We start from the raw sequence: 25,602 nt of genomic DNA on the forward strand, positions 1-25,602 counted from the left end.
GGCGATGCTCAAGACCGCAGAAGAATCCACGCCATGCACCATGTCCAGTCTGTCTGAACCGGACAGCCGTGGGCTTGACCCGGCCATCCATCTTTCGAGTGAGGATGGATGCCCGGGCCTTCGCCGTGCCGAAGCGGCTACGGCCGCGCAGGCGGGTCAAGCCCGGGCATGACGAGTCCCCTATTGTCAGGCCATTTTGGGGTCTAGACACGCGAGACGCTGTCACGCCAGCGCCTCGCTCTTCAGCAGGCGCTCCAGCGTCTCCAGCCGGTCGGCGTCGCGCGGCGGCTTGTCCCAGCGCAGCCGGCTGATGCGCGGAAAGCGCATCGCGATGCCGGATTTGTGCCGCGGCGAGCGCTGCAGGCCCTCGAACGCCACTTCGAGCACAAGGCCCTGCTCGGGCTCGTGCACGACATGCCGCACGGGACCGAACTTCTCGGTGGTGTTGCGGCGGACGAAGCGGTCGATCTGCAGGAGCTCCTCGTCGGTGAAGCCGAAATAGGCCTTGCCGACGGGGACGAGCTGATCGCCGCCGTCTCCTGCCGTCCAGACGCCGAACGTGTAGTCGGAGTAATAGGACGAGCGCTTGCCATGGCCGCGCTGCGCATACATCAGCACGGCATCAATGATGTGCGGATCGTGCTTCCACTTCCACCATTGCCCCTTGGGACGGCCGGGCAGATACAGCGCGTCCCGCCGCTTCAGCATCACGCCTTCGACCGCCTCGGCATCGTCGCCGGCACCGGCCGAGGCGGGATTGGCACGCGCAGCCTTCAGCTCGTCCCAGGTCGCGAACGCAATCGTCGGCGACAGGTCGACGCGCGGGTCATCCAGACGCCGGATGAACGCTTCGAGCCGCTCGCGCCGCTGTTCGAACGGCAGCTCGCGCAGATCGTGCTCCTCATCGCCGAGCAGGTCGTAGGCGCGCAGGTGGATCGGATACTCCTTCATCAGCTTCGGCGACACCGTCTTGCGGTTCAGCCGCTGCTGCAGCACGTTGAAGCTCTGCACGCGACGGTCGCGCACCACCAGCAGCTCCCCGTCGAGCGCGCCGGGCAGATGCAGCGAGGGCAGCAGGTCCGGGAAGCTTGCCGTGATGTCCTCGCCGCTGCGCGAATACAGCCGCGTGACGACGCGGCCATCGGCCTCGCGGCCGCTCACTGCCTGCACGCGGATGCCGTCCCATTTCCATTCCGCGATGTAGTCGGCTGCCTTCATGTTGGCGAAGTCGTCGTCGTCGACGGCATGCGCCAGCATCACCGGCCGGAACGGCGCGGGATCGCGATTGACCGGCTTGTCGCCGCGGCCTTCCAGCCAGGCGAACAGGTCGAGATAGGGCGGCGCGAGGCCCGGCCAGATCAGCTCGACCTCGTGCGGGTCCTTGTCGCCGAGGGCGGCGGCCGCGGTCTTGGCGAGGCGCGCGGAGATGCCGATGCGCAACGCGCCGGTGACGAGCTTCAGCAGTGCCCAGCGCCCAGTTTCGTCGAGTTCATCCAGCCATTGCGCGAGCTGCCGCGGCATCTCGGTCTTGCCGAGCGTGCGCAAGGTGGTGACGACCTCGGTCAGCGTCGGCGGTGGCGGGTTGTTGTGGCCTGCGGCGTGCGATCCGGGTGTGTGCGCTTCAGGGAAACCGCCTGTGTGGCACCCCCCTCCCTGACCCTCCCCCACAAGGGGGGAGGGAACGGAGAGAGCGGAGCTCGGAGGGGCAAGAGCACTTTTCGAGCTGCCGTTCGCTATCGAATGAGATGCAAACTCCGGGTCCCACTCGGCTCCCTCCCCCCTTGTGGGGGAGGGCTGGGGAGGGGGGTACCCGGAAACGAGCTGCTTATTAGGAGCGCCCTTCGGCCACATCAGCGCGACCGTCTCCGAGAGATCGCCGACATAGTCATACGACAGCGCGAACAGCACCGGATCGGTGCGCGCGGCGATGAGATCGCGGATCAGCGCCGGCTTGGCGTGCTTGAACGACAGCGCGCCGGTCAGCGCGCCCAACGCGTAGCCGCGATCGGGATCCCCGACCTCGCGGAAATACGCCGTCAGCAGCCGCAGCTTGTTGTTGCGGCCGGGCTCGTAGGCGAGGCGGTCGAGCAGCTCGGCGAAGCGGTTCATGCCTCGGCGTCCTCCGTCGCCGCCACTTCGCTCTCCTCCTCGTCGCCGTAGCCGACCAGGTCGAGCGGCCGCGCGGCAAGCCCGCGCGACTGGCACCAATGCACCAGCGCGTCCTCCTGCCCATGGGTGACCCACACTTCGCTTGCGCCGGTCGCCGCGATCGTCGCGGTCAGCCCGTCCCAGTCGGCATGGTCCGAGATCACCAGCGGCAGCTCGATGCCGCGCTGCCGGGCTCTGGCGCGCACCCGCATCCAGCCCGAGGCGAAGGCGGTGACGGGATCGGGAAAGCGCCGGGTCCACAGGTCGGAGGTCGCGCTCGGTGGCGCAAGCGTGATGGTGCCGGCAAGCTCGGCCTTCTTGACGCCCTTCACAGGCCGCAACTCGCCCAGCGCGATGCCCTTGTCCTGATAGTAGCGCGTGATCTTCTCCATCGCGCCATGTAGGTAGATCGGCCGATCATAGCCGGCCTCGCGGATCAGCGCGATCACGCGCTGCGCCTTGCCGAGCGAATACGCGCCGACCAGATGCGCGCGCTCGGGAAACAGCGCCACCGAGGCCAGCAGCTTGTTGACCTCCAGCGCCGCGTCGCCGTGACGGAAGACGGGCAAGCCGAACGTGGCCTCGGTGATGAAGACGTCGCATTGCACGAGCTCGAACGGCGCACAGGTCGGATCGCGCGCATCCTTGTAGTCGCCGGAGGCGACGATGCAGGTCCCGCCGCGGGACACCTTGATCTGCGCCGAGCCCAGCACATGGCCCGCCGGGTGGAAGCTCACGGTGACGTCGCCGAGCCTGATCTCCTCGCCATAGCGGATCGGCTGCGTGTTGCCGGCAAAATTCTCGCCATAGCGCAGCCGCATGATGTCCAGCGTCTCCTGCGTCGCCAGCACGGCGCCGTGGCCGGCACGGGCATGATCGGAATGGCCGTGGGTGATCAGCGCCCGCTCGACCGGGCGCACGGGATCGATATGAAAGCCGCCGGACTTGCAGCACAGGCCGGACGGAACAGGCAACAGAATGTCTTGCGGGCGCATCAAGTTCATATAGGTCTCGTCAGCCGGATTTTCAGTCTGTCCCATTCCCGGCCGGGATGCGCGGGCTTGACCCGCGCATGCATCTCCTGGAATGACAGCCCGCCCAGACCACGGTTCCAGCATGCCCCACCGTTTCTTCCTCTCCTCCGGCGACCTGATCGCCGACCGCCGCTACGAGTTCGCCCGCGACCTGCAATTGAAGGGCGATCTGGCCGCGGCCGCGGAGGTGATGGAGCAGGCCATCGAGGTCGCGCCGAACTTCGCCTCGGCGTGGTTCGAGCTCGGCCAGATCAGGATTGCGCTCGGCGAAACCGACAAGGCGGTCGCCGCGTTCCAGAACGCCCGGGCCGCCGATCCGGATGACCGCCATGGCGCCGGCGTGCGGCTGATGCAGCTCGGTGCCGCGCCGCTGTCGGATATGCCGAAGGCCTATGTGCAGTCGCTGTTCGACCAATACGCGCCGCGCTTCGAGTCCGAGCTGATCGAGCGGCTCAACTACCGGGCGCCGAACATCCTGTTCAAGGCCGTGCTCGCGGTGCGCGCGGCCGAGCGCAAGCCGGCCTACTTCAAGCGCGCGATCGATCTCGGCTGCGGCACCGGGCTGGGCGCGGCGGCGTTCGCCAAGAACGTCGACAGCATCATCGGCATCGACCTGTCGGCCGGCATGATCGCGGAAGCGCGCGCCACCGGGCTCTATGCCGGGCTCGAGGTCGACGATATGACTGCAGGGCTGGCGCGCCAGGACGATGCGTCTGCGGATCTCATTCTTGCTGCCGATGCGATGGTCTATGTCGGCGACCTCGGCCCGGTGTTGCGCGAGGCGCAACGTGTGCTGATGCCGGGGGGGCTGCTGACCTTCACCGTCGAGACCCATGACGGCGACGGTGTCATCATGGGCAAGGGGCTGCGCTATGCCCATGGCGCGGAATATGTCCGTGGCGTGATCGCAGCCGCGGGATTGAAGCTGGCTCATCTCGCGCCGGCGTCGCCGCGCACCGAGGAGCAGCTGCCGGTGCGCGGGCTGGCCGTGGTCGCCACCAGGACTTGAGTCTACACGCTATTGAATGCGCTGCACGCGGCGTCCAATGCGGCAACTTCGCTCTTGCCGCAGCTCTCCCGATGCCAAAAAATGCCGGCAGTCCAGGGAGAGACAAAAATGAAAAAACATCTGACGCGGCGCGATTTCTGCGCCACCGCGCTTGCGACCATCGGCGCCTCGACGATCGCGTCGCCCTATGTCTGGGCCGCCGAGAAGAAGTATGACGCCGGCGCCAGCGATACCGAGATCAGGATCGGCCAGACCATTCCGCATTCCGGCCCGGGTTCGCTGTATGGCGTGCTCGGCCGTGTCGGCGAGGCCTATTTCCAGATGCTGAACGAGCAGGGCGGCATCAACGGGCGCAAGGTCAAGTTCCTGACGATGGACGATGCCTATAGCGCGCCTAAATGCGTCGAGGCGACCCGGCGGCTGGTCGAGCAGGACGAGGTGCTGGCGCTGTACGGCTCGCTCGGCACCGCGCCGCAGACCGCCGTGCACAAATATCTCAACTCCAAGGGGGTGCCGCAGCTCCTGCTCAACACCGGCGCCTCGAAGTGGAACGACCCCAAGAACTACAAATGGACCATGGCCGGCCTGCCGCTTTATCCGACGGAGGCGCGCATCCTCGCCAAGCATGTGCTGAGCGTGAAGCCGGAAGCCAAGATCGGCATCCTCTATCAGAACGACGATTTCGGCCGCGATTTCCTGGGACCGTTCAAGAAGGTGCTGGCCGATGCCGGCGGCAAGGCGCAGGTGATCATGGAGCAGACCTATGATCTCACCGAGCCGACGGTGGACTCCCAGCTCATCAACCTGTCGAAGTCCGGCGCCGACGTGTTCTACAACATCACCACCGGCAAGGCGACGTCGCAGTCGATCCGCAAGGTGGCCGAGCTCGGCTGGAAGCCGCTGCAGCTGTTGTCGGCCGGCTCGACCGGCCGCTCGATTCTCTCGGCCGCCGGACTCGAGAATGCCAAGGACATCGTCGCCATCCGATATTCCAAGGATGCCGGCGTGCCGCAATGGAAGGACGACCCGGACGTCAAGGGTTTCGAGGCGCTGCGCGCCAAGTACCTGCCCAACATCGATCCCGACAACACCATCGCCTATGCCGGCTACGGCCAGGCGGTGTCGATGGGCGAGATCCTGCGCCGCTGCGGCGACACGCTGACCCGCGAGAACGTGCTCAAGCACGCCACGACGCTCGCGGGCTTCCACTCGCCGTTCTTCCTCGATGGCGTCAACTACGCCTACACGCCGGACGACTACACGCCGATGAAGACGCTCTACATCTCGATCTTCGACGGCAAGGATTGGAGCATCTCCGAGAAGCCGATGACAGAGTAGGGATTTTCTCTCCATCGGATGATGACACCGGAGCTGTGGCCGCACTCTCCGGTGTCGTGCCGGCGAGCGCAGGGACCCATACCGCGGGGTCAATCGGTCAGGCATAACTGCCAGTCATCGTCTCGTCGGGGCCGGTGGCTATGGGTCCCTGCGTTCGCAGGAACGACAAAGGAGTTTGCTGAGGCGCTGGTGCGCTTCAGCATGGGCTGGGCCGACGGCGGAGGTGGTCGAGGCAATCGCGTGTTATCGCCCCGACCCTCGACGAACCGCGCGTGACTGCCTACCTTCCCCCGGTGCCGCCCCGCGTCTCACCAGTCCCGTCCGACGACAGCGCCGCGCTGCCTGACCATTTCGCAAAATGGTTCGCGGCGCGCGGCTGGGCGCCGCGCGCGCATCAGCTCGCGCTGCTCGACAAGGCGCGGGCCAACCGGTCGGCACTGCTGATCGCCCCGACCGGTGCCGGCAAGACGCTCGCCGGGTTCCTGCCAACCTTGGTGGAATTGGGCTCGGCCTCTGCGTCGAATGACCGATCTGCTCGCGCCAAACAATCCGCTCTCTCCTCTCCCTCCCCCCTTGTGGGGGAGGGGCGGGGAGGGGGGCCTCCGGCGGAAGTATCGATGAGTCCCGCGCCTTCACGCCGGTACGCCTCGCACGAATCCGGCGAGTCCACTGCCGCGGATCCCGATCCTTCGTCTTCGCGAGTAGCAGGAACCAACCCGGCAGCTGCAAAGGTGATTTCAACGGGGCGATCCGTCGTTCGCTCCACCGGCCTGCACACGCTCTACATCTCGCCGCTCAAGGCGCTCGCGGTCGACATCGCGCGCAATCTCGAGGCGCCGATCTCCGAGATGGGCCTGCCGATCAAGGTCGAGACCCGCACCGGCGACACGCCGGTGTCGCGCCGGCAGCGGCAGCGCCGCTATCCGCCGGACATTTTGCTGACCACACCCGAGCAGATGGCGCTGCTGCTGTCGTCGGACGATGCGCCGTTCCTGTTTTCCTCGCTGAAGCGCGTCGTGCTCGACGAGCTGCACGCGCTGGTCACCTCCAAGCGCGGCGATCTCTTGTCGCTCGCGCTGGCACGGCTGTGGCGGCTCGCGCCGGACATGCGCATGATCGGCCTGTCGGCGACGGTCGCCGAGCCCGAGCAGCTCGCGCGCTTCCTGGTGCCGCAGCCGCGCGGCGGCATCGCTGCGGCCGATGTCGTGGTCGCCGGCGGCGCCGCACCGCCGGTCGTCGAGATGCTCGACACCCAGGAGCGGTTGCCCTGGGCCGGCCACAGCGCGCGCCACGCGCTGGCCGAGATGTACGAGCTGATCAAGAAGAACAAGACCACGCTCGTGTTCGTCAACACCCGCAGTCAGGCCGAGATGCTGTTCCAGGAATTCTGGCGCATCAACGACGACAACCTCGCCATTGCCCTGCATCACGGCTCGCTCGACGTCGCACAGCGCCGCAAGGTCGAGGACGCGATGTCGGCCGGCCGGCTGCGCGGCGTCGTCTGCACCTCCTCGCTCGATCTCGGCGTCGACTGGGGCGACGTCGACCTCGTCATCAATGTCGGCGCGCCCAAGGGCTGCTCGCGGCTGATGCAGCGGATCGGCCGCGCCAATCACCGGCTCGACGAGGCCTCGCGCGCGGTGCTGGTGCCGGCCAACCGCTTCGAGGTGCTGGAATGCTCGGTGGCGATCGACGCCATCGCCGACAACGCGCAGGACACGCCGCCGCTGCGCATTGGCGCGCTCGACGTGCTGGCCCAGCACGTGCTCGGCTGCGCCTGCGCCGAGCCGTTTCTCAGCGACGAACTCTATGCGGAGGTGATCACCACCGCGCCCTATGCGTCGCTGTCGCGGGCCGATTTCGACGACGTCGTCGACTTCGTCGCCACCGGCGGCTACGCGCTGAAGACCTATGAGCGGTTCGCGCGCATCAAGCAGGATGCGAAGGGCCGCTGGCGCGTCGCCAATCCCAAGGTGCGGCAGAGCTATCGCCTGAACGTCGGCACCATCGTCGAAGAAGCGATGCTGAAGGTGCGGCTGGTGCGCGCGCGCGGCGGCGGCACGGGAGCGACCGGCGCGATCGCGCGCGGCGGCCGGCTGCTCGGCGAGATCGAGGAGGCGTTCATCGAAGGCCTCACGCTCGGCGACACTTTCGTGTTCAGCGGCGAGATCGTGCGCTACGAGGCGCTGGCCGAGGACCAGGTCTATGTCAGCAGGGCCAACGACTCCGATCCGAAGGTGCCGTCCTATATGGGCGGCAAGTTTCCGCTGTCGACCTATCTCGCCGAGCGCGTGCGCGGCCTGCTCGACGACCGCACGGCCTGGAGCGCGTTGCCGGAGCAGGTGCGCGACTGGCTGTCGTTGCAGAAGGACGTGTCGCGCATCCCGGCCCGGCGCGAGCTGCTCGTCGAGACCTTTCCGCGCTCCAACAAGCACTACATCGTCTGCTATCCGTTCGAAGGCCGGCTCGCGCATCAGACGCTCGGCATGCTGCTGACGCGCCGGCTCGAGCGGGCGCGCGCCCGGCCGCTCGGCTTCGTCGCCAATGAATATGCGCTTGCGGTGTGGGGGCTCGGCGACATGTCGCTGATGGTCAAGCAGGGGCGGCTCGACCTCGCCAAGCTGTTCGACCCGGATATGCTCGGCGACGATCTCGAAGCCTGGCTCGCCGAATCCGCACTGATGAAGCGCACGTTCCGCGCCTGCGCCATCATTTCCGGCCTGATCGCGCGGCGGTCGACCACCGAAGAGAAGACCCGCCGCCAGGTGCTGTTCTCGACCGATCTGGTCTACGACGTGCTGCGCCGGCATCAGCCCGATCACATGCTGTTGCGCGCGGCGCGCGCCGATGCCGCCACCGGCCTGCTCGATCTGAAGCGACTCGGTGATATGCTCCAGCGCATCGAGGGACGAATCACCCATCGGGAACTCGATCGCGTCTCGCCGCTGGCGGTGCCGGTGATGCTGGAAATCGGCCGCGAATCCGTCTATGGCGAGGCCGCCGACGAGCTCCTGGCCGAGGCTGCCGAGGAACTCGTGAAGGAAGCGATGGGGTAGAAGCGAGGCGGACTTGCGGGGGACTTTCTGTGCATCGGGCATGATGGACGTCGCCGGCGCCGCGCTGCGCGTCGATCTCTCCGGCGCGCTGGTGTGGGACGAGCAGCGCCTGCTCGTCGTCTCCGATCTGCATCTTGAAAAGGGCTCGAGCTACGCCTCGCGCGGCACGCTGCTGCCGCCGTTCGATACCGTCGCGACCCTCAATCGCCTCACAGCCGTGATCGCCCACTACAATCCGCGCATCGTGATCGCGCTCGGCGACAGTTTTCACGATCGCGACGCGCATACGCGCCTGACCGGCGACGATCGCGCCTGCATCGCCAACCTCCAGGTTGGCCGCGACTGGGTCTGGATCACGGGCAACCACGATCCGGCGCCGCGCGGCATCGGCGGCGAGGTGGTCGACGCGATCACGATCGGCGCGATCAGCTTCCGCCACGAGCCGACCGGCGCGCGCGGCGAGATCGCCGGCCATCTGCATCCCAAGGCGCGGGTGGCGACGCGGGCGCGCACTTTGGAGCGGCGCTGCTTCGTCTCCGACGGCGAGCGCGCCGTGATGCCGGCGTTCGGCGCCTATGCCGGCGGCCTGAGCGTGCGCGACGCAGCCTTTGCCAAGCTGTTTCCCAAGCGTGCCTTCATCGCGCATGTGCTGGGCGATACCAGGCTGCACAGCATCGCCGCGGCGCGGTGTTATTAGTTGGATGGTGGAAATTCATTAGTTGGATTGGTGATCAGAGGTCGAACGGATCATTCGAAGTTGGACTGATCATGCCCCTCGCGCGCACCGCTGCGCCCTCTCCCCCGCGTGCGGGGGAGAGTTGGAGAGGGGGCGCCACGTGCAGCGCTGCTGGAGCGGCCCCCTCCCTAGCCCTCCCCCGCAAGCGGTAGAGGGGACGCACCGCCGTCGTGGCGGCAGAGTGGCAGGAGGGGTAGACAGATGCTCGTCACGCCGCCTTCGTCTGCACCTTCTCGCAGAACTCGGCCAGCCGGTCCGCGAGCCGCAGCGTCGCCGGGCTGGCGTCGGGCGAGGCGAGCAGCGCGACCTCGGTGCGGTCGATCGGCGCAAAGCCTTCGCGGGCCGTCAGCACGCGGTGCTCCGACTGCACGGACATCTCGGACAGAATGCTCAGCCCCATGCCGGCGGCGACCGCGGCCTGGATGCCGGCGAGGCTCGACGAGGTGTAGGCCATGTGCCAGGCGCGTCCCTCGCTCTCCAGCGCATGGATCGCGCGGGTGCGATAGATGCAGCCGAGCGGGAAGCCGATCAGCGGCAGCGAGCGGGCCTCGAGGCTGACCGGATGGCTCTTGCTGGTCACCCAATAGACCTGCTCCGGCCATGCTGCGATCGCCGCCGTGCTGTCGTCGACGCCGCGCTTGAGTAGCGCCAGGTCGAGGTCGCCGCGCTCGATGTCGCGCTTGAGGTTGAGGCTCTGGTCGGCGCGCACGTCGAGCCGCAGATCGGGATGGGCGCGCGAGAACGCCGCGAGCAGTTTTGCGAGGCGGTAGGCGGCAAAGTCTTCGGGGATGCCGAGCTTGACCGCGCCGGCCGGACCCGGCCGCGCGACGACGTCGCGGGCCTCCTCGGCGAGCGCTAGCAGGCGGCGGGCGTAGGACAACAGCCGCTCGCCGGCCTCGGTCGGTATGACCGCGCGGCCGTCGCGGTTGAGCAAGGTCTGGCCAAGGTCGTCCTCGAGCCGCCGGATCTGCTGACTGATGGTCGACTGCGTACGGTGGACGCGCTCGCCCGCGCGGGTGAAACCGCCCGCCTCGACCACCGAGACGAAGCTGCGCAACAGGTCCAGATCGAGCATTCCTGGCCTCCATTTGGAAAACCACTGAGTTTCAGTCTATCATTTAATTTCCAGATGGGAAAGAACAGCCCTACATCGAGGACGAAGGAGATCCCCGATGTCGTCCGTATCCTCCGTTGCGGTGACCCCCGTGAAGTCGAACCTGCTGCCGCTCGAGATCGGCCTGTTCTGCCTGCTGTGGAGCTTTGCCTTCGTCGCCGGCAAGATCGGCGTCACCTATTGTCCGCCGCTCCTGCTGCTTGCGGCGCGGTTCTCGCTCGCCGGCGTGCTCATTCTCGCGGTGCCGGCTATCCGGGGCGAGCTGCGCATGAGCTGGCGCGATGCGGCGGTGTTCGCGATCATCGGCATCGCCAACAACGCACTCTATCTCGGCCTCGGCTATACCGGCTTGCAGACGGTGTCGGCGGGGCTCGGCGGCCTGATCGTCTCGGCCAATCCGGTGTTCACCGCGGTGTTCGCCGCGCTGCTGCTCGGCGAGCCGCTGACCCTGCGCAAGGTCGCGGGCCTCGCGCTCGGCACCATCGGCGTCGCCATGATCGTCTGGCACCGCATGTCCGTCGGCACCGACCACCTCGAAGGCATCCTCTATACGCTGGCGGCGCTGGCCTCGATCGTCACCGGCACCATCCTCTTCAAGCAGCTCGCGCCGAAGGGCAGCCTGTGGGTCGGCAACGGAATCCAGAATCTCTCCGCCGGGCTGGTGCTCTGGCCGGTGGCGCTGGGCGTGTCGCACGTGGGCGAGATCGTGCTGAATGCGCAACTGATCGGTGCGTTCGCCTTCCTGGTGCTCGGCGGCTCGATCCTCGCCTACGTGCTCTGGTTTCACCTCCTGAAGGTCTGCGGTGCGACCGCCGCCAGCGCCTATCACTTCGTGATGCCGCCGCTGGCGATGATCTTCGCCTTCGTGGTGCTCGGCGAGCACGTGGCGCTGCAGGATCTGCTCGGCGTCATACCCGTCGCGCTCGGGATCTATCTGGTCACGCGGGCTCCGGCCCGCACGGTGGGAGCACAAGCATGAGCGTTGCGATCACGCTGATCGGCGGCCCGACCGCCCTGATCGAAATCGACGGCTTCCGCCTGCTGACCGATCCGACCTTCGACGATCCCGGCACATATCAGCTGCCGCACGTCACCCTGGAGAAGCTCTCGCGACCGGCGCTGACGGCAGATGCGGTCGGCGACGTCGACGCGGTGCTGCTCAGCCATGATCAGCATTCCGACAATCTCGATCATGGCGGACGGGCCTTCCTGTCCCGTGCGCGGCGCGTGCTGACCACCGAGATCGGTGCAATACGGCTCGGTGCGTCAGCCGAAGGGCTCGCGCCCTGGAGCGAAACCGAGCTGACGAAGAATGGCAGGTCGTTGAAGGTTGTGGCGACCCCGGCGCGCCACGGTCCGGCCGGCATCGAGCCGGTCGCGGGCGATGTCATCGGATTCGTGCTGCAGTCGAAAGGGTCTGCGCCGATCTATGTCAGCGGCGACACCGTGTTCTACGACGGCGTCGCCGAGGTGGCGCGGCGCTTTCGTGCGGGAATCGTGCTGCCGTTTGCTGGCGCGGCGCAGACGCGCGGGCCGTTCCACCTGACCATGGACACCAACGACACGATCGAGACGGCCCGGGTGTTTTCCGACGCGCTGATCGTTCCCGTCCACACCGATGGCTGGGCACATTTCCGGCAGAGCGCGCAGGACCTGCGCAACACGTTCGACGCACTCGGCTTCGGGGCGCGGCTGAAGCTGCTGGAGCCAGGTGTGCGGACGGTGATCGAACGCTGACCTCGCACAGCGACTAATCCCTTCGGAACACGATCGACGCCATCCATCCCGTCATCAGCGCCATCGCGGCGGTGACCAGGCCATAGACGAAGCCGTTCTGCTTGGCGGAGGCCGCGACGAACTGCTCGAAGCCGACCTTGACGATCTCGAACGCAGTCTCGGTCTTGGTGACCAGCGCGCCGTCGGCGAGCAGCTTGATCTCGACCTCGTAGGTGCCGATCGGGACCGCAGCGGGCAACGGGATTCCGGTGCGGAACAGCGTCGGCGTGAGGAAGGTCACCGCGGACGTATCCTCGCGGTACAGGCCGTGCTGCGACTGCAGCCGCACGAAGGCGCTGCGGAACGCGTCGTTCGGGACGACATCGGCATAGTCGGGACCGACGCGCTGCGTGAGCAGCACGTTGTTGAGTCCGAGCTGCTGCCGGCGCAGCACCTCGGGCGCGGCCATCGCATCGAAGGGGCGGTTGGCGAACAGCGCCAGATAGCCGGGCACTTTCAGGAACTGGCGGGAGTCGGTGTTGATCCAGATGCCGAACTTTCGTTCCTTGCGCCGCGTCACCATGTCGGCCCGCGGTCCGCGGACGGTGACGACGAGGTCATAGGCGGTGCGGCCCGGCGGCGTCTGGATGTCCTTCTCGACCGAGCCGAACAGCACCAGCTCCTCGCCGGAATAGTTCGGCGTCACCGTCACGCGATGGTTGGAGACCGAGACGATCAGGCGCTCGGCGCGTGCGGATGCGGCGCCGGCCAGCAGCAGCATGACGATAAGGCTGGCGAGGCGGAGCGGCGTCATTGGCTGATCTCGGTCTCGCGGATCGTGAACAGGTCGTCGGGCTTGATCACGAGCTCGATCGCGAACCGGATGCCGACGGCGAGGATCAGCAGGCCGAGCAGCAGCCTAAGCTGCTCGCCGCGGATCATCTGGCCGGCGCGAGCCCCGAACTGCGCGCCCGTGACGCCGCCGACCATCAGGATCAGCGCCAGCACGGCGTCGACCAGATGATTGCTCATCGCGTGCAGCATGGTCGCGATCATCATGGTGGCGAGCGTCAGCACCATCGAGGTGCCGATGACGGTCGAGGTCGGCACGCGCAGCAGGTAGATCAGCAGGGGCACCAGAATGAAGCCGCCGCCGATGCCCATCACGGCGCCGAGGAAGCCGATGATCAGACCGATGGCGATCACCGGAATGACGGAGACGTAGATCTTCGAGCGCTTGAAGCGCATCTTCAGCGGCAGGCCATGAATCCAGACATGGCTGCCCGGACGCCGCACGGTCGCGACCGCGCCCTGGCGCGCGCGCATCATCGCGCGCAGGCCTTCCCAGAACATCGTGCCGCCGACGCTCGTCAGCAGCGCGACATAGGACAGCGCGATCATCAGATCGAGCTGGCCGAGCGACCGCAGCAGGGTGAAGGTGGCGACGCCGAGCCCCGTGCCGAGCGCGCCGCCGATCATCAACACCGAGGCCAGCGAGGGATCGATGGCGCGCCGCCGCCAATAGGACAGCGCGCCGGAGAACGACGAGGCGGCGATGTGGCTGGAGACCGAGGCGACCGCAACTGCTGGGGTGATGCCGACGAAGATCAGGAGCGGCGTCATCAGGAACCCGCCGCCGATGCCGAACATGCCGGAGACGAAGCCGACGGCCGCGCCCATCGCCAGCAACAGGAAGATGTTGACCGGGATGTCGGCGATCGGAAGATAAATCTGCATCCGCGCGGCCTCTGCCATCCTTCGAGCGAGCATCCCGCGCATGCCATGCAGGACGCCAAGCTCCTGCATAACCGAAAATCGCAGCGAAGGGATCAGTCATTCCCGCCCGAAGTCACATCCGCCGACGCCGAGCGTGGGGTTCTGAGGGCTCGGTCAAAGGGCCTTGAGCTGCGCGGTCACCAGCCTCATGGCCTCGGCATCGCTCGGATCGAGCCAGCGGATGTCGCGGGTCTGCGACATCGCCTCGATGACCTGCGACGATACGCCCATGCGCGTCATGTAGCCGAGGATGGCACCGGTGACGCGCTGGGTGTCGGCGACCGCGTCGGCGCCGCGGGCCTCCGACGTGAAGCGGTGCACGCCGAGCGCCGAACCATCGAGGCCGTAGCGGGTCTGCCCGCCGGCAAAGGCGAACACGCAGGCGCTGGCGCAGAATCCCGGACGGATGCGGCCGCCATTGTCGGCCACGCCGACGGCGGTCGCGAGTCCGTGGGCGCGGATGATCTCGCCCATCAGCACCCCCTGGTCGAGGTTGCCGCCGGGCGAGGACAGCAGGATCACGTCACCCGGCTTGAGACGGGCCTCGCTGATCCGCTCACGCAGCCAGCCGGCCGCCGCTGGTCCGATGGGGCCGCTGACGGCGAGCACGGCGCGCCTGTCGCCCAGCCCGGCAAGGACGGGGTCGGCGACCAGCGCCGCCGACAGACTTGGCGAAATGTACCGATCCTTCCAGAACGACCAGGCGTCAGGCCGCGACAGGTCGCGGTAGGCGCGAATGCCCCCGCCGAGCACGATTGCAACGAAGAAGATGACGGAAGCCAGCCGGCGCCATCGGAACGCCGCAGGATAGCCGTCGGTCACTTGCTGCATTCGTTGGCGAGGAGGCGGAGCAGCGACGACGTTCGCCGTGGTCCGCGGCGGCACGCGGGGCCCCGTCGGCGACTGCAGGAAGTGCGCGCCGTCCTGTTGTTCCTTCCCCGCTGACACCTGTCGATGCTCCTCGCGGCGCTCGTGATGATCCGCCGCGACAACCTATATCGATCGACCGCGCGACACTATGGCGGCGCGATCGCAAGCCGGGAGGATTTTTTTGGCTGCGCGCGAGCGCTCGTCCATGTCGAGAGGGGGCGCTATACCCGTGTCAGCGCGGCGCCGTCGCCGCCGCGCGCTTCGCCAGGGCCGCCTTGGCGGCGGCAGCCTTCGCGATCGCCTGCGTGCCATCCCAGCCGCCGGCGGGCGCCGGCACGTTCACGGCGTCGTCGGGCTGCGGTTCGACCGTGAAGGTCTGGATCGCGAGCTTGGCCGCGGCGAGCGACTGGACATCGAGCCGCTTGGCGACATCGTCGCGCTTGCGCCCTGCGTCGACGTCACCCTGCGCTGCGGCCAGGGTGAACCATTTGTAGGATTCGGCGAGGTTCTGTTCGACGCCGATGCCACGGGCATAGAGAATGCCGAGGTTGAACTGGCTATCGGCGACGCCGCGCTCGGCGGCCTTGCGGAACCATTGCGAGGCGCTCTTGTAGTTCGCGCCCTTGCCGCCGCCGTCGGCGTCCAGGACGGCGAGATTGTGCATCGCCTTGGCATTGCCGCGCTCGGCGGCGACCACGTAGTAGCGGCGGGCGATGTCGGCGTCCTTCTTCACGCCGAGACCCTTCTCGTAGAAGGTGCCGAGACGGAAGACCGCCGGGATCAGCCCGGCCTGCGCCGCGCGGTCATACCACTTCGCGGCTTCCTCATAGTTCGCCGCGACACCCTTGCCCTCGGCAAAGCGCACGCCGACTTCGTAGGCGGCGGTCGGATCACCCTTCAAGGCGGCATTGCGCAGCGCCAGTCCGCCGATGGCATCGGGCAGCTTCTCGGAGGCGGGCACCTGCACCAAACCGAGCTTCTGGCCGTTGGCAGCGGTGGGGATCGTGCCGGTGACGTCAGTGGGGACGGCAGCGGGTAAGGTGGCTGGCTTTTCGACGTCCTGCGGGATCGCGAGCATCGCGATCGTCTCCGCTTCGCTCGGCATGGCCCGATTGTAGGACTGACGGTCGAGCGGCGTCGGCGAGGTCAACGACGGCGCGCTCTGGTCGGGCGTCGTCGGCCGCGGCGACAGGCTCGGCGAGGCCGACGGCATCTGCGCGCGCGGCGCCTCGCCCTGAGTCTCCATCGGCGAGATCGGCGGCGGCGTGCTGCCGCTGTCGAGCAGCGACATCGCGAATTTGAAGGTGCCGAGCACGATCACCACGACGCTTGCACCGACCAGGAGCGAACGGATCTTCGACCCGATGGTCGAGACCTCTTCGTCGCCCTCGGCGGTGAGAGCGAACGTCGGCTTGTCCTTGGGTTTGGCCTTGGGCTTGACAGCGTCGCTGGCGACGTCCTTGGGGAGGTCTTTCGGCGGCTCCTTGGCCTTGTCCTTCGGCTTGTCCTTCTTCGCCTTCTTGGCGTCTACAGGCTGTGCGGCCGCCGCGGCCTGCGCCGCGCGGCGCGCAGCCGCGATGAAGCTCGATGTCGACACCGGCTCCCGCTTGCCGGCGGGAAGCTCGCTCAGGGCATCCTCGGACGCGGCGATCCGCTCGGCGGGCGATGCGGTCCGGCCAGGCGGACGGGTGCCGGGTTCGAGCGGATGATCCGGTGGCAGCTCGGGGACGATAACGGTCGGGCGGGGCGCCTGCGCTGCGTGCGGCTCCAGGATGTCGGCGATCGCCTTCGGCGGAATCGGCGGCGGCATGGCAGCCGATGGCGCCTGCGCGGCGTGGAAGTCGCGCGAGGCCGCTGCGAACGCCTGTTGACCCGCGGCCGGAGCGACAATCTGTCCCGCTGGCTCCTCGGCCGCCGGATTGGGCAGCTCCGGGCGGTAGGCAGGCTCTGGCTTGGCCGGCTCGGCATAGGCCTGGGGCGCTGTCGCGCGTGCGGCCGGCATCGGCGACTCGATTGGCGGCGCCAGCGGCGGCAGCGCGGCCGGCGGGCTCGCGGTGGCGCGCACATTGCGCAGGTCGCCTTCGATCATGGCGAGGCGGTCGACGACGTGCCCCAGCGTGTTGTGGACGGCCTCGAGCGAGTCCTGGGTGTTGCGGTCGGTCTCGGTCTGGCTGAAGCGGATGTCGGACAGCTCGCGCTTGACCATGTCGATCAGGCCGCCGTCCTGCGACGTTTCGCGCTGCGACCGGCTCTCCGCCAGCGCTGCGAAGGTCGCCTGCTGCCGTTCGAGATAGCGCAGGATGTCCTGCAGGCCATCCTCGACCCGGGTCATGTTGCCGCCGCGCGGGTCGTTGGCGGCTTCGAGCCGCTCCAGCAGGTAGCTGATCCGCTGTTCGAGATGCGTGATCGCCGATGAGCCGTCGCTGCCGACCTGCAGGCGGTCGATCCGGTCGGACAGGCCGCGCAGCGCGTCCTCGATCTGGGCGGTGTTGTCGGGCGCGGCCGCCGGCGGCTCGCGGCTCTCCAGGGTCGAGGTCAGCGCGGCGATGCGCTGTTCGAGCGCCGCAAACGACTCGTGGAACGAGTCGTGATTGTCGCGCGCCTGCGTGACCTGGTCGACCTTCGACGACAGCTGGCGGAGATCGTCCGACAGCCGTTCCAGCGCGTCGTTGGAGGCGACATTGGCGACGATCGCACGCAGCGCCGCGATGGCGCTTTCGAGCTGCTGCACGGTGCCGGGGTCGTCATTGGCGCGCAGGATCAGGTCGAGCTTGGCGCCGAGATTGCGGATCGCCTCGTCATAGACGGCGAGCTGCTCGGCAGGCTTCAGCGAGCCGACGACCTCGCGGATGTCGGTCAGCGCGCGCTCGATGCCGGCCAGAGCCTGGCCGTCGACGCCGGTGTTGCGGTTCTCGTCGATGCGGCGCGACAGCGAGCGGATCTCGTTCTCGATCGACTCGATCGCGCGGCGCGGCATCGCCTCGGTAATGGCGTGACGGATCTCGGAGAGCTCGTTGCGGAAGCCGGCGATCGACTGCTCGATGCCGTCCTCGGGGCGATGCAGCGCCTCGATCTGGCTCGTGATCTTCAGCAGATGGCGTTCGAGCAGCGAGAAATCGGGAGTGGGTGCCGCCGGTTGCGGCGGCGTCAGCGGCGCGCTGATCGGGGTCATCAGCGGCGCTGCTGCGGATGCCATGGCGGGCGCGGTCGGCGGCGCCTGGTGCGGCGGCAGCGGGCGCGCATTGTCGAGCTCGCTCTGGCGGGCGCTGATTTCGGCGACGGCCACGTCGAACGAACCTGCGCTGAGCGGCTGGGCCGGACGGTAGAGCTGCGCCGCGGCGCGCTCGACGCCGTCAGGACCACGATAGCGGTCCTCGGTGTCCGGCTTGCGCAGCGGCGTCGAGATCTGTGACAGGCGGGCGTCGAGCCGCGAGATCGCGTCGTTCAGCTGGCGCGCGACGCCCTGCTCGTCGCGCGGCGCATCCTTGCGAGCGACGGGGCGCGACATCTGCTCGATCTGCCGTGCGATGGAGTCGAGCCGCTGATGGATGTCGGTCACCTCGCGGGCATCGCGGCTGACGGTCGGCGTGCTGCGTGGCGCGGGGCTGCCGCGGAAATCGGGCGGGGCCGATGCGCCGAGCGTGGAGTTGATCCAGTCGTTCAGCGTCATGCCGGCGCGTTGCGCCGCGGCCTCGGCCCTTTCACGGACAGACGGGTCGATGCCTTCATTACTCCACGGTACGCGCGAATTCATGTCTCGTCCGGTTCCGCTTCCAGCGCTCCACCAAGCGCCTCCAGCCTCCCCACGCGTCCCGGACGTGAACATGAACGGGTCCGCGCAGATCGTCTGCTCCAGGTCCCGACTTTTGACTTTTACGGTAAATAACGCGTTAAGTTTACCGCAGGCGCGGTCAGAAGTTTTGCGCTGTCAAACCGCGCGTATCAGCCGGCATTTTCGCGTGATGATGGATCGAGCGGCCGCACGCTGCCCGCGCCGGATATCGTCGACAGCGCGGTGATCGCCTCCTCGCACCATTCCGCCACCATGCGCTCGTGACGCAGTCCGAGCCGCAGGTTGAGCAGCTTGCCCATGTCGGCCGGGGCGACGCTGCCGTCAGCATAATGCTTCTTGAGAATGCGATCGTAGCGCTCGGCGCGGTCGCGATGATGCTCCAGCCGCGCCATCAGGTCGGCCCGGATCGGCGCGATGTCGGCGGCGCCCAGTGCATAGAGCCGCACGAGAAGATCGTCCTTCGTCGAGGCCGGTGTGCTTGGCCGCGCCGCCCAGCTGCGGAACGCCGCGCGGCCCTCGGGGGTCAATGTGTAGACCAGCTTGTTGGGCTTGCCGGTCTGCACCACCTCGCGGCCCTGGATATAGCCGCGGTCGCGCAGCCGCGACAGCTCGCGGTAGATCTGCTGGTGGTCCGTCTTCCAGAAGAAGCCGATCGAGGAGTCGAACGTCTTGGCGAGCTCGTAGCCCGTCATCGGATGTTCGGTGAGGCAGGCGAGGATGGCGTCGCCGAGGGCCATGGCCGGAAACTGCTCCCGTTTTTCTGATCGTGTTCTGCCCCGCTCCACGCTTGACATTATGCACACTGGCGCATATGCGTCAATGTGCATATGGGGTGGTTGTGGTGCTGGCCTGTTCCGCCCCGAGGAGACGCCCAATGACAATGACCGGCCTCGATGGATGGTACGGCTATATGAGGTCTCACGATCTCGGCGCTTTGCGGGAGCTGCTGCACCCGGACGCCGTATTCGAAAGTCCCGTCGTGCATACGCCGCAGCGCGGCCGCGACATCACCTTCAAATACCTCGCAAGTGCTGAGAAAGTCCTGGGCGGTCCCGGATTCAAGTATGTCGGGGAGTGGCGTAACGCCACGGGCGCCGTGCTCGAATTCGAGAACGAGATCGAAGGCATCAAGCTCAACGGCGTCGACATCATCAGCTTCGACGACGCCGGTCTGATCACCCATTTCAAGGTCATGGTGCGCCCGCTCAAGGCGATCAACCTGCTGCACCGCCTGATGGGCGAACAGCTCGCCGCGATGAGCAAGCCGTCGTGACGTGACCGACGGCCGCAACGTGACGGCTGCCGCAAGTGCCTCAAACCCGCTACAGTCCGCGGCCTGCATTGTCTGCCGCGTCCGTGGAAATCCCAGTCTGAAACTTCAGCCTTCCTGCCGGAGACGCCGATGCCGATCTACAAAGCCCCCGTGGAAGATGTCACCTTCCTGCTCAACGACGTGTTCCAGATCGACCGCTACGACAATCTGCCGGGCTTCTCCGATGCCTCGGCCGATGTCCGCGAGGCGATCCTCGGCGAAGCCGCCAAGCTCGCCGAAGAGGTTCTGCACCCGCTGAATCGCGTGGGCGATCTCGAGGGCTGCAAGCGCCATGACGACGGCAGCGTGACAACGCCGAAGGGCTTCAAGGACGCCTACAAGCAGATCGTCGAGGGCGGCTGGCTCGGCCTGTCGGCACCGACCGAATATGGCGGCCAGGGCCTGCCGGTGACGCTCAGCCAGACCGTCAACGAATTCCAGTGCTCCGCCAACATGGCCTTCTCGATGTATGGCGGCCTCACCATGGGCGCGACGGCGGCGCTCATCGTGCACGGCAATGAGGAGCAGAAGAAGACCTACGTGCCGAAGATGGTCGCCGGCGAATGGACCGGCACCATGAACCTGACCGAGCCGCATTGCGGCACCGATCTCGGTCTCTTGCGCACCAAGGCGGTGCGCCAGGCCGACGGCAGCTTCAAGATCTCCGGCACCAAGATCTTCATCTCCGCCGGCGAGCATGACCTCGCGGACAACATCATCCACCTCGTGCTCGCCCGCATCGAGGGTGCGCCGGCCGGCATCAAGGGCGTGTCGCTGTTCGTGGTGCCGAAGTTCATGGTCAACGCCGACGGCTCGGTCGGTGCGCGCAATGGCGTCAGCTGCGGCTCGATCGAGCACAAGATGGGCATCCACGGCAACTCGACCTGCGTGATGAACTACGACAACGCCACCGGCTGGCTGATCGGCGAAGAGAACAAGGGCATGCAGGGCATGTTCGTGATGATGAACGAGGCCCGGCTCGGCGTCGCCGTGCAGGGTCTCGCGCAATCCGAGGTCGCCTATCAGAACGCGGTCGCCTATGCGCGCGAGCGCATCCAGGGCCGCTCGCTGACCGGCGCCAAGGCGCCGGACAAGGCCGCCGATCCGATCATCGTGCATCCCGACGTGCGCCGCACCCTGCTGTCCATCCGCGCCTTCAACGAGGCCGCGCGCGCCATGGTGGTGTGGACCTCGCTGAAGAGCGACGTCGCCCACCGCTCGCAGGACCCGAAGGACCGCCAGGCGGCTGACGACCACATGGGCCTGATGACGCCGGTGATGAAGGGCTACATGACCGACATGGGCTTTGCCAACGCCGTCCAGGCGCAGCAGATGTATGGCGGTCACGGCTACATCGCCGAGCACGGCATGGAGCAGTTCGTGCGCGATGCGCGTATCGCCATGATCTACGAGGGCGCCAACGGCATCCAGGCGCTGGACCTCGTCGGCCGCAAGCTGCCGCGCGACGGCGGCCGTGCGGTGATGGCGTTCTTCAACGAGGTCGGGACCTTCGCCAAGGAGCAGGGCGGCAATGACGCGATGAAGCCGTTCGTAGCTCCCTTGTCGACCGCGCTCGGCCATCTGCAGCAGGCCACGACCTGGCTGATGCAGAACGCGATGACCAAGCCGGACAATGCCGGCGCCGCCGCGACCGACTACATGCATCTCTTTGCGCTGGTCACCTTCGGCTACATGTGGGCGAAGATGGCGAAGGTCGCGCAGGACAAGATTGCGGCCGGTGACAGCTCGACCTATCTCACCACCAAGCTGGTGACGGGGCGCTTCTTCATGGAGCGCGTGCTGCCAGAGACGGCGGCGCATCTCGCCCGCCTCCAGGCCGGCTGCGCGACCGTGATGGAACTGCCGGCGGAAGCCTTCTGAGGATCAGACGAGAGCCGGTGCGCGCCGCGCGCCGGCTCCGTCGTCAATGCCAACAACAAATCTGACCAGATGAGGAGGGCGTGATGCCTGAGGCCTTTATCTACGACCACGTACGGACTCCCCGCGGCCGCGGCAAGGCCGACGGCAGCCTGCATGAGGTGACCGCGCTCGCGCTCGCCACCGTGCCGCTGAAGGCGCTGAAGGACCGCAACAACATCCCTGAGGACGCGGTCGACGACGTCGTGCTCGGCGTGGTCGATCCGGTCGGCGAGGCCGGCTCCGACATCGCGCGCTTCGCCGCGCTGAATGCGGGTCTCGGCGATGCCGTTCCGGGCATTCAGATCAGCCGCTTCTGCGCCTCCGGCCTTGACGCCGTGAACTTCGCCGCGGCGCAGATCATGAGCGGCCAGCATGAGCTGGTCATCGGCGGCGGTGCGGAATCGATGAGCCGCGTCGGCATCGGTGCTTCCGGCGGTGCCTGGCCGATGGATCCGTCGATGGCGGTGCCCGCCTACTTCATGCCGCAGGGCGTCTCGGCGGACCTGATCGCGACCAAATACGGCTTCTCGCGCGACGACGTCGACGCCTATGCGGTCCAGAGCCAGCAGCGCGCCGCGAAATCCTGGGAGGAAGGCCGCTTCGACAAGTCGGTCGTGCCGGTCAAGGACATCAACGGCCTGACTATCCTCGCCAAGGACGAGCATATGCGTCCGTCGACGACGATGCAGTCGCTGGCGCAGTTGCAGCCGTCGTTCGTGCAGATGGCGCAGATGGGCGGCTTCGACGCAGTGGCGATCCAGTCGCATCCGGAGATCGAGCGCGTCAACTACGTGCATCACGCTGGCAACTCCTCCGGCATCGTCGACGGCGCAGGTGCGGTGCTGCTCGGCAGCAAGGAGGCGGGCGCGAAGTATGGCATGAAGCCGCGCGCGAAAATCCGCGCCTTCGCCAATATCGGCTCGGAGCCGGCAATGATGCTGACCGGTCCGGTCGACGTCACCGAGAAGCTGTTCGAGCGCTCCGGCATGAAGAAGTCGGACATCGACCTGTTCGAGCTCAACGAAGCCTTCGCCTCGGTCGTGCTGCGTTACATGCAGGCGTTCGAGATCGACAAGGACAAGATCAACGTCAATGGCGGTGCGATTGCGCTCGGCCATCCCCTGGGCGCCACCGGCGCGATGATCCTCGGCACCGTGCTCGACGAGCTCGAGCGCACCGGCAAGGCGACCGCGCTGGTGACGCTGTGCATCGGCGGCGGCATGGGCACCGCGACCATCATCGAGCGGGTGTGACAGCCGTAGGGCGGGTTAGCCGGAGGCGTAACCCGCCGTGTTGCGAGAGGCGGTGGGTTACGCTGCGCTAACCCACCCTACGATCGACGAATACAGGACAACGCCGCGCCGACTGGCTGCTGGCACCGAGGGAGATCCATATGGCCTTCAAGAACTTCAAGCTCGAAACCGATGCCGACGGCATTGCGCTGATCACCTGGGACATTCCGGGCCGTTCGATGAACGTGCTGGACGAGACCTCGACCAACGAGCTCGAGGCCATCGTCAAGCAGACCACCGCCGACGCCGCCATCAAGGGCGTCGTCATCACCTCGGCCAAGGAGGCGTTCTGCGCCGGCGCCGATCTGTCCATGCTCGAAGGCATGAACCGCATCTATGCGGATGTGCTGAAGAGCAAGGGTGAGGAAGCCGCCAACCAGATGCTGTTCGACACCAGCCGGCGCTTCTCGCAGATCAACCGGTCGATGGAGACCTCGGGCAAGCCGTGGGTCGCCGCGATCAACGGCCTCGCGCTCGGCGGCGGCTTCGAGATCACCCTGTCGTGCCACTACCGCGTCGCGGCCGAGAACCCGAAGACCCGCCTCGGCCTGCCCGAGATCAAGGTCGGCCTGTTCCCCGGCGCCGGCGGCACCCAGCGCGTGCCGCGCATCGTGCAGCCGCAGGACGCCATGAACTTGCTGCTGAAGGGCGAGGCGCTCACGCTCGACAAGGCCAAGGCGCTCAAGCTGGTCGATGCGATCGTGCCGGCCGCGGATCTCATCAAGGCGGCCAAGGACTGGATCAAGGGTGGCGGCAAGGCGGTTCAGCCGTGGGACGAGAAGGGCTTCAAGCTGCCCGGCGGCCCGGTGTTCTCGAAGAACGGCATGATGATGTTCCCGGCCGGCAACGCCATCTATCGCCGCGAGACCTACGACAACTATCCGGCCGCGCGCGCCATCATGAGCTGCGTGTATGAGGGCCTGCAGTTGCCGATCGACGCCGCGCTGCGCGTCGAGTCGCGCTACTTCACCAAGATCCTGCGCTCCAAGGAAGCGGCGGCGATGATCCGCAGCCTGTTCCTGTCGATGCAGGAATTGAACAAGGGCGCGCGCCGCCCCGCGAACGTGCCGGCGACCAAGCTGAAGAAGGTCGCCGTGATCGGCGCCGGCTTCATGGGCGCCAGCGTCGGCTACGTCTCGGCGCGCGGCGGCCTCGAGGTGGTGCTGATCGACCGCGATCAGGAGAGCGCCGACAAGGGCAAGGCGCATGCGCAGAGCGTGATCGATGGCCTCGTCAAGAAGGGCCGCGCCAAGCCGGGCGAGGCCGAGGCGATCATGGGCCGCATCACCGCCACCGCCGACTACGCCGCGCTGAAGGATTGCGATCTCGTCATCGAGGCCGTATTCGAGGACCGCAAGGTCAAGGCCGAGACCTATGCCAAGGCGCAACAGCACCTGAAGGACGGCGCGATCTTCGCGTCGAACACCTCGACTTTGCCGATCACCTCGCTGGCCGAGGAGTTCAAGGACCAGGGCCGCTTCATCGGCATCCACTTCTTCTCGCCGGTCGAGAAGATGATGCTGGTCGAGATCATCATGGGCAAGGCCACCGGCGACGTAGCGCTGGCGACCGCGCTGGACTATGTCCGCACCATCGGCAAGACCCCGATCGTCGTCAACGACTCCCGCGGCTTCTTCGCCAACCGCTGCGTGATGCGCTACATCGCCGAGGGCAACGAGATGTTCCTCGAAGGCGTGCCGCCGGCGATGATCGAGAACGCGGCCAAGATGGCCGGCATGCCGGTCGGCCCGCTGTCGCTGTCGGACGAGGTCGCGCTCGATCTCGGCCTGAAGATCATGAAGGCGACCGAGCACGATCTCGGCCCCAACGCGATCAACCAGGACCACAAGAAGCTGATGGTCGAGCTGGTTGAGAAGCAGGGCCGCTTCGGCCGCAAGAACGCCAAGGGCTTCTATGACTATCCCGAGAAGGGCAAGGGTCAGAAGAGCCTGTGGCCGGATCTGGCCAAGCTGCAGCCGAAGCATCTCGATCCGGATACGCTGGATGTCGAGGAGCTGAAGCAGCGCTTCCTGGTGGTGCAGGCGGTCGAAGCCGCGCGCACGGTCGAGGACCACGTCATCACCGACGTGCGCGAGGCCGATGTCGGCTCGATCCTCGGCTTCGGCTTCGCGCCGTTCACCGGCGGCACGCTGTCCTACATCGACTTCATGGGCACCAAGAAGTTCGTCGAGCTGTGCCACACCTTCACGGCGAAGTACGGCTCGCGCTTCGCGCCGCCGAAGCTCCTGGAGGAGATGGCCGCCAAGGGCGAAACCTTCTACGGCCGCTTCCCGCCGAAGAAGGCGGCGGCTTAGTCCTGTTGTGAGTTAGCACGGAGCCGGCCTCGCCCGATCTCCGTTCCCTCCCCCCTTGTGGGGGAGGGTTAGGGAGGGGGGTAGCCACAGGCGACGGTGTCCGTGGCTACCCCCCTCTCTATCTCTCCCCCACAAGGGGGGAGAGAACCTACTGCCCGGGTGGCAGCAGAGAG

Annotated in this window: 18 protein-coding genes; 10 read left to right on the plus strand and 8 right to left on the minus strand. The window is 67.1% G+C overall.

Going from position 1 to position 25,602, the window contains the following annotated elements; all coding sequences use genetic code 11:
- Positions 1 to 222: 222 nt before the first annotated feature.
- Positions 223 to 2,109 carry an ATP-dependent DNA ligase gene (locus ACQR1H_RS21045; RefSeq protein ID WP_315801565.1) on the minus strand — a complete coding sequence of 629 codons (1,887 nt, stop codon included), beginning with the start codon at positions 2,107 to 2,109 and terminating at the stop codon, positions 223 to 225.
- On the minus strand, positions 2,106 to 3,143 hold the full coding sequence (locus tag ACQR1H_RS21050; protein WP_434874832.1) for a ligase-associated DNA damage response exonuclease: 1,038 nt from the start codon (positions 3,141 to 3,143) through the stop codon (positions 2,106 to 2,108). The genes ACQR1H_RS21045 and ACQR1H_RS21050 overlap by 4 nt, the downstream gene beginning before the upstream one ends.
- 121 nt (positions 3,144 to 3,264) lie before the next feature.
- Here ACQR1H_RS21050 and ACQR1H_RS21055 point away from each other — a divergent pair, with 121 nt between their 5' ends.
- The 4 genes from ACQR1H_RS21055 (at position 3,265) to pdeM (ending at position 9,282) form a co-directional block, all read left to right on the plus strand.
- Positions 3,265 to 4,191, plus strand: coding sequence for a methyltransferase domain-containing protein (locus ACQR1H_RS21055; RefSeq protein WP_434908139.1), 927 nt, complete (start codon positions 3,265 to 3,267; stop codon positions 4,189 to 4,191).
- Between the two features lie 108 nt (positions 4,192 to 4,299).
- Complete coding sequence (locus ACQR1H_RS21060) at positions 4,300 to 5,529, plus strand: ABC transporter substrate-binding protein (RefSeq protein ID WP_316181968.1); 1,230 nt, start codon at positions 4,300 to 4,302, stop codon at positions 5,527 to 5,529.
- Positions 5,530 to 5,822: 293 nt separating this feature from the next.
- Positions 5,823 to 8,585 carry a ligase-associated DNA damage response DEXH box helicase gene (locus ACQR1H_RS21065; RefSeq protein ID WP_434888231.1) on the plus strand — a complete coding sequence of 921 codons (2,763 nt, stop codon included), beginning with the start codon at positions 5,823 to 5,825 and terminating at the stop codon, positions 8,583 to 8,585.
- Positions 8,586 to 8,628: 43 nt separating this feature from the next.
- Entirely contained in the window at positions 8,629 to 9,282 is a 654-nt protein-coding gene (gene pdeM, locus ACQR1H_RS21070; protein WP_316237379.1) for a ligase-associated DNA damage response endonuclease PdeM, read from the plus strand.
- A 247-nt stretch (positions 9,283 to 9,529) separates the two neighbouring features.
- Here the strand turns inward: pdeM and ACQR1H_RS21075 are convergent, their stop codons facing one another.
- Positions 9,530 to 10,396, minus strand: a complete 867-nt coding sequence (locus ACQR1H_RS21075; RefSeq protein WP_434908140.1) for a LysR family transcriptional regulator — start codon at positions 10,394 to 10,396, stop codon at positions 9,530 to 9,532.
- A gap of 97 nt (positions 10,397 to 10,493) precedes the next feature.
- Between ACQR1H_RS21075 and ACQR1H_RS21080 the strand changes: the two genes are divergently transcribed.
- Both ACQR1H_RS21080 and ACQR1H_RS21085 read left to right on the plus strand, forming a co-directional pair.
- Complete coding sequence (locus ACQR1H_RS21080) at positions 10,494 to 11,414, plus strand: DMT family transporter (protein WP_434900157.1); 921 nt, start codon at positions 10,494 to 10,496, stop codon at positions 11,412 to 11,414.
- Positions 11,411 to 12,172, plus strand: coding sequence for an MBL fold metallo-hydrolase (locus ACQR1H_RS21085; RefSeq protein WP_434874825.1), 762 nt, complete (start codon positions 11,411 to 11,413; stop codon positions 12,170 to 12,172). The genes ACQR1H_RS21080 and ACQR1H_RS21085 overlap by 4 nt, the downstream gene beginning before the upstream one ends.
- A gap of 13 nt (positions 12,173 to 12,185) precedes the next feature.
- On the opposite strand, the gene ACQR1H_RS21090 is transcribed toward ACQR1H_RS21085, so the two are convergent.
- The 5 genes from ACQR1H_RS21090 to ACQR1H_RS21110 form a co-directional block, all read right to left on the minus strand.
- Positions 12,186 to 12,965: a TIGR02186 family protein gene (locus ACQR1H_RS21090; protein ID WP_315801558.1), complete on the minus strand. Its 780-nt coding sequence runs from the start codon at positions 12,963 to 12,965 to the stop codon at positions 12,186 to 12,188.
- Positions 12,962 to 13,888, minus strand: a complete 927-nt coding sequence (locus tag ACQR1H_RS21095; protein ID WP_316181963.1) for a sulfite exporter TauE/SafE family protein — start codon at positions 13,886 to 13,888, stop codon at positions 12,962 to 12,964. The genes ACQR1H_RS21090 and ACQR1H_RS21095 overlap by 4 nt, the downstream gene beginning before the upstream one ends.
- Before the next feature lie 153 nt (positions 13,889 to 14,041).
- The gene (locus ACQR1H_RS21100) at positions 14,042 to 14,875 is read right to left on the minus strand and encodes a hypothetical protein (protein ID WP_434908141.1); all 834 of its coding nucleotides are present in this window, start codon (positions 14,873 to 14,875) and stop codon (positions 14,042 to 14,044) included.
- 154 nt (positions 14,876 to 15,029) lie between these two features.
- On the minus strand, positions 15,030 to 18,551 hold the full coding sequence (locus ACQR1H_RS21105; protein WP_434908142.1) for a hypothetical protein: 3,522 nt from the start codon (positions 18,549 to 18,551) through the stop codon (positions 15,030 to 15,032).
- Positions 18,552 to 18,739: 188 nt separating this feature from the next.
- Positions 18,740 to 19,327, minus strand: coding sequence for a PadR family transcriptional regulator (locus tag ACQR1H_RS21110; RefSeq protein WP_434885268.1), 588 nt, complete (start codon positions 19,325 to 19,327; stop codon positions 18,740 to 18,742).
- Between the two features lie 137 nt (positions 19,328 to 19,464).
- Between ACQR1H_RS21110 and ACQR1H_RS21115 the strand changes: the two genes are divergently transcribed.
- The 4 genes from ACQR1H_RS21115 (at position 19,465) to ACQR1H_RS21130 (ending at position 25,429) form a co-directional block, all read left to right on the plus strand.
- Positions 19,465 to 19,863 (plus strand): nuclear transport factor 2 family protein, encoded by a 399-nt coding sequence (locus tag ACQR1H_RS21115; protein WP_315717936.1) that lies wholly within the window; start codon positions 19,465 to 19,467, stop codon positions 19,861 to 19,863.
- A 129-nt stretch (positions 19,864 to 19,992) separates the two neighbouring features.
- Positions 19,993 to 21,783 carry an acyl-CoA dehydrogenase C-terminal domain-containing protein gene (locus ACQR1H_RS21120; RefSeq protein WP_434889755.1) on the plus strand — a complete coding sequence of 597 codons (1,791 nt, stop codon included), beginning with the start codon at positions 19,993 to 19,995 and terminating at the stop codon, positions 21,781 to 21,783.
- An 83-nt stretch (positions 21,784 to 21,866) separates the two neighbouring features.
- On the plus strand, positions 21,867 to 23,075 hold the full coding sequence (locus ACQR1H_RS21125) for an acetyl-CoA C-acetyltransferase (protein ID WP_315801552.1): 1,209 nt from the start codon (positions 21,867 to 21,869) through the stop codon (positions 23,073 to 23,075).
- Between the two features lie 140 nt (positions 23,076 to 23,215).
- Complete coding sequence (locus tag ACQR1H_RS21130; protein WP_434908143.1) at positions 23,216 to 25,429, plus strand: 3-hydroxyacyl-CoA dehydrogenase NAD-binding domain-containing protein; 2,214 nt, start codon at positions 23,216 to 23,218, stop codon at positions 25,427 to 25,429.
- The last annotated feature ends 173 nt before the right edge of the window (positions 25,430 to 25,602 follow it).

This window comes from Bradyrhizobium sp. HKCCYLRH2015 (assembly GCF_051168215.1).
Classification (GTDB): domain Bacteria; phylum Pseudomonadota; class Alphaproteobacteria; order Rhizobiales; family Xanthobacteraceae; genus Bradyrhizobium.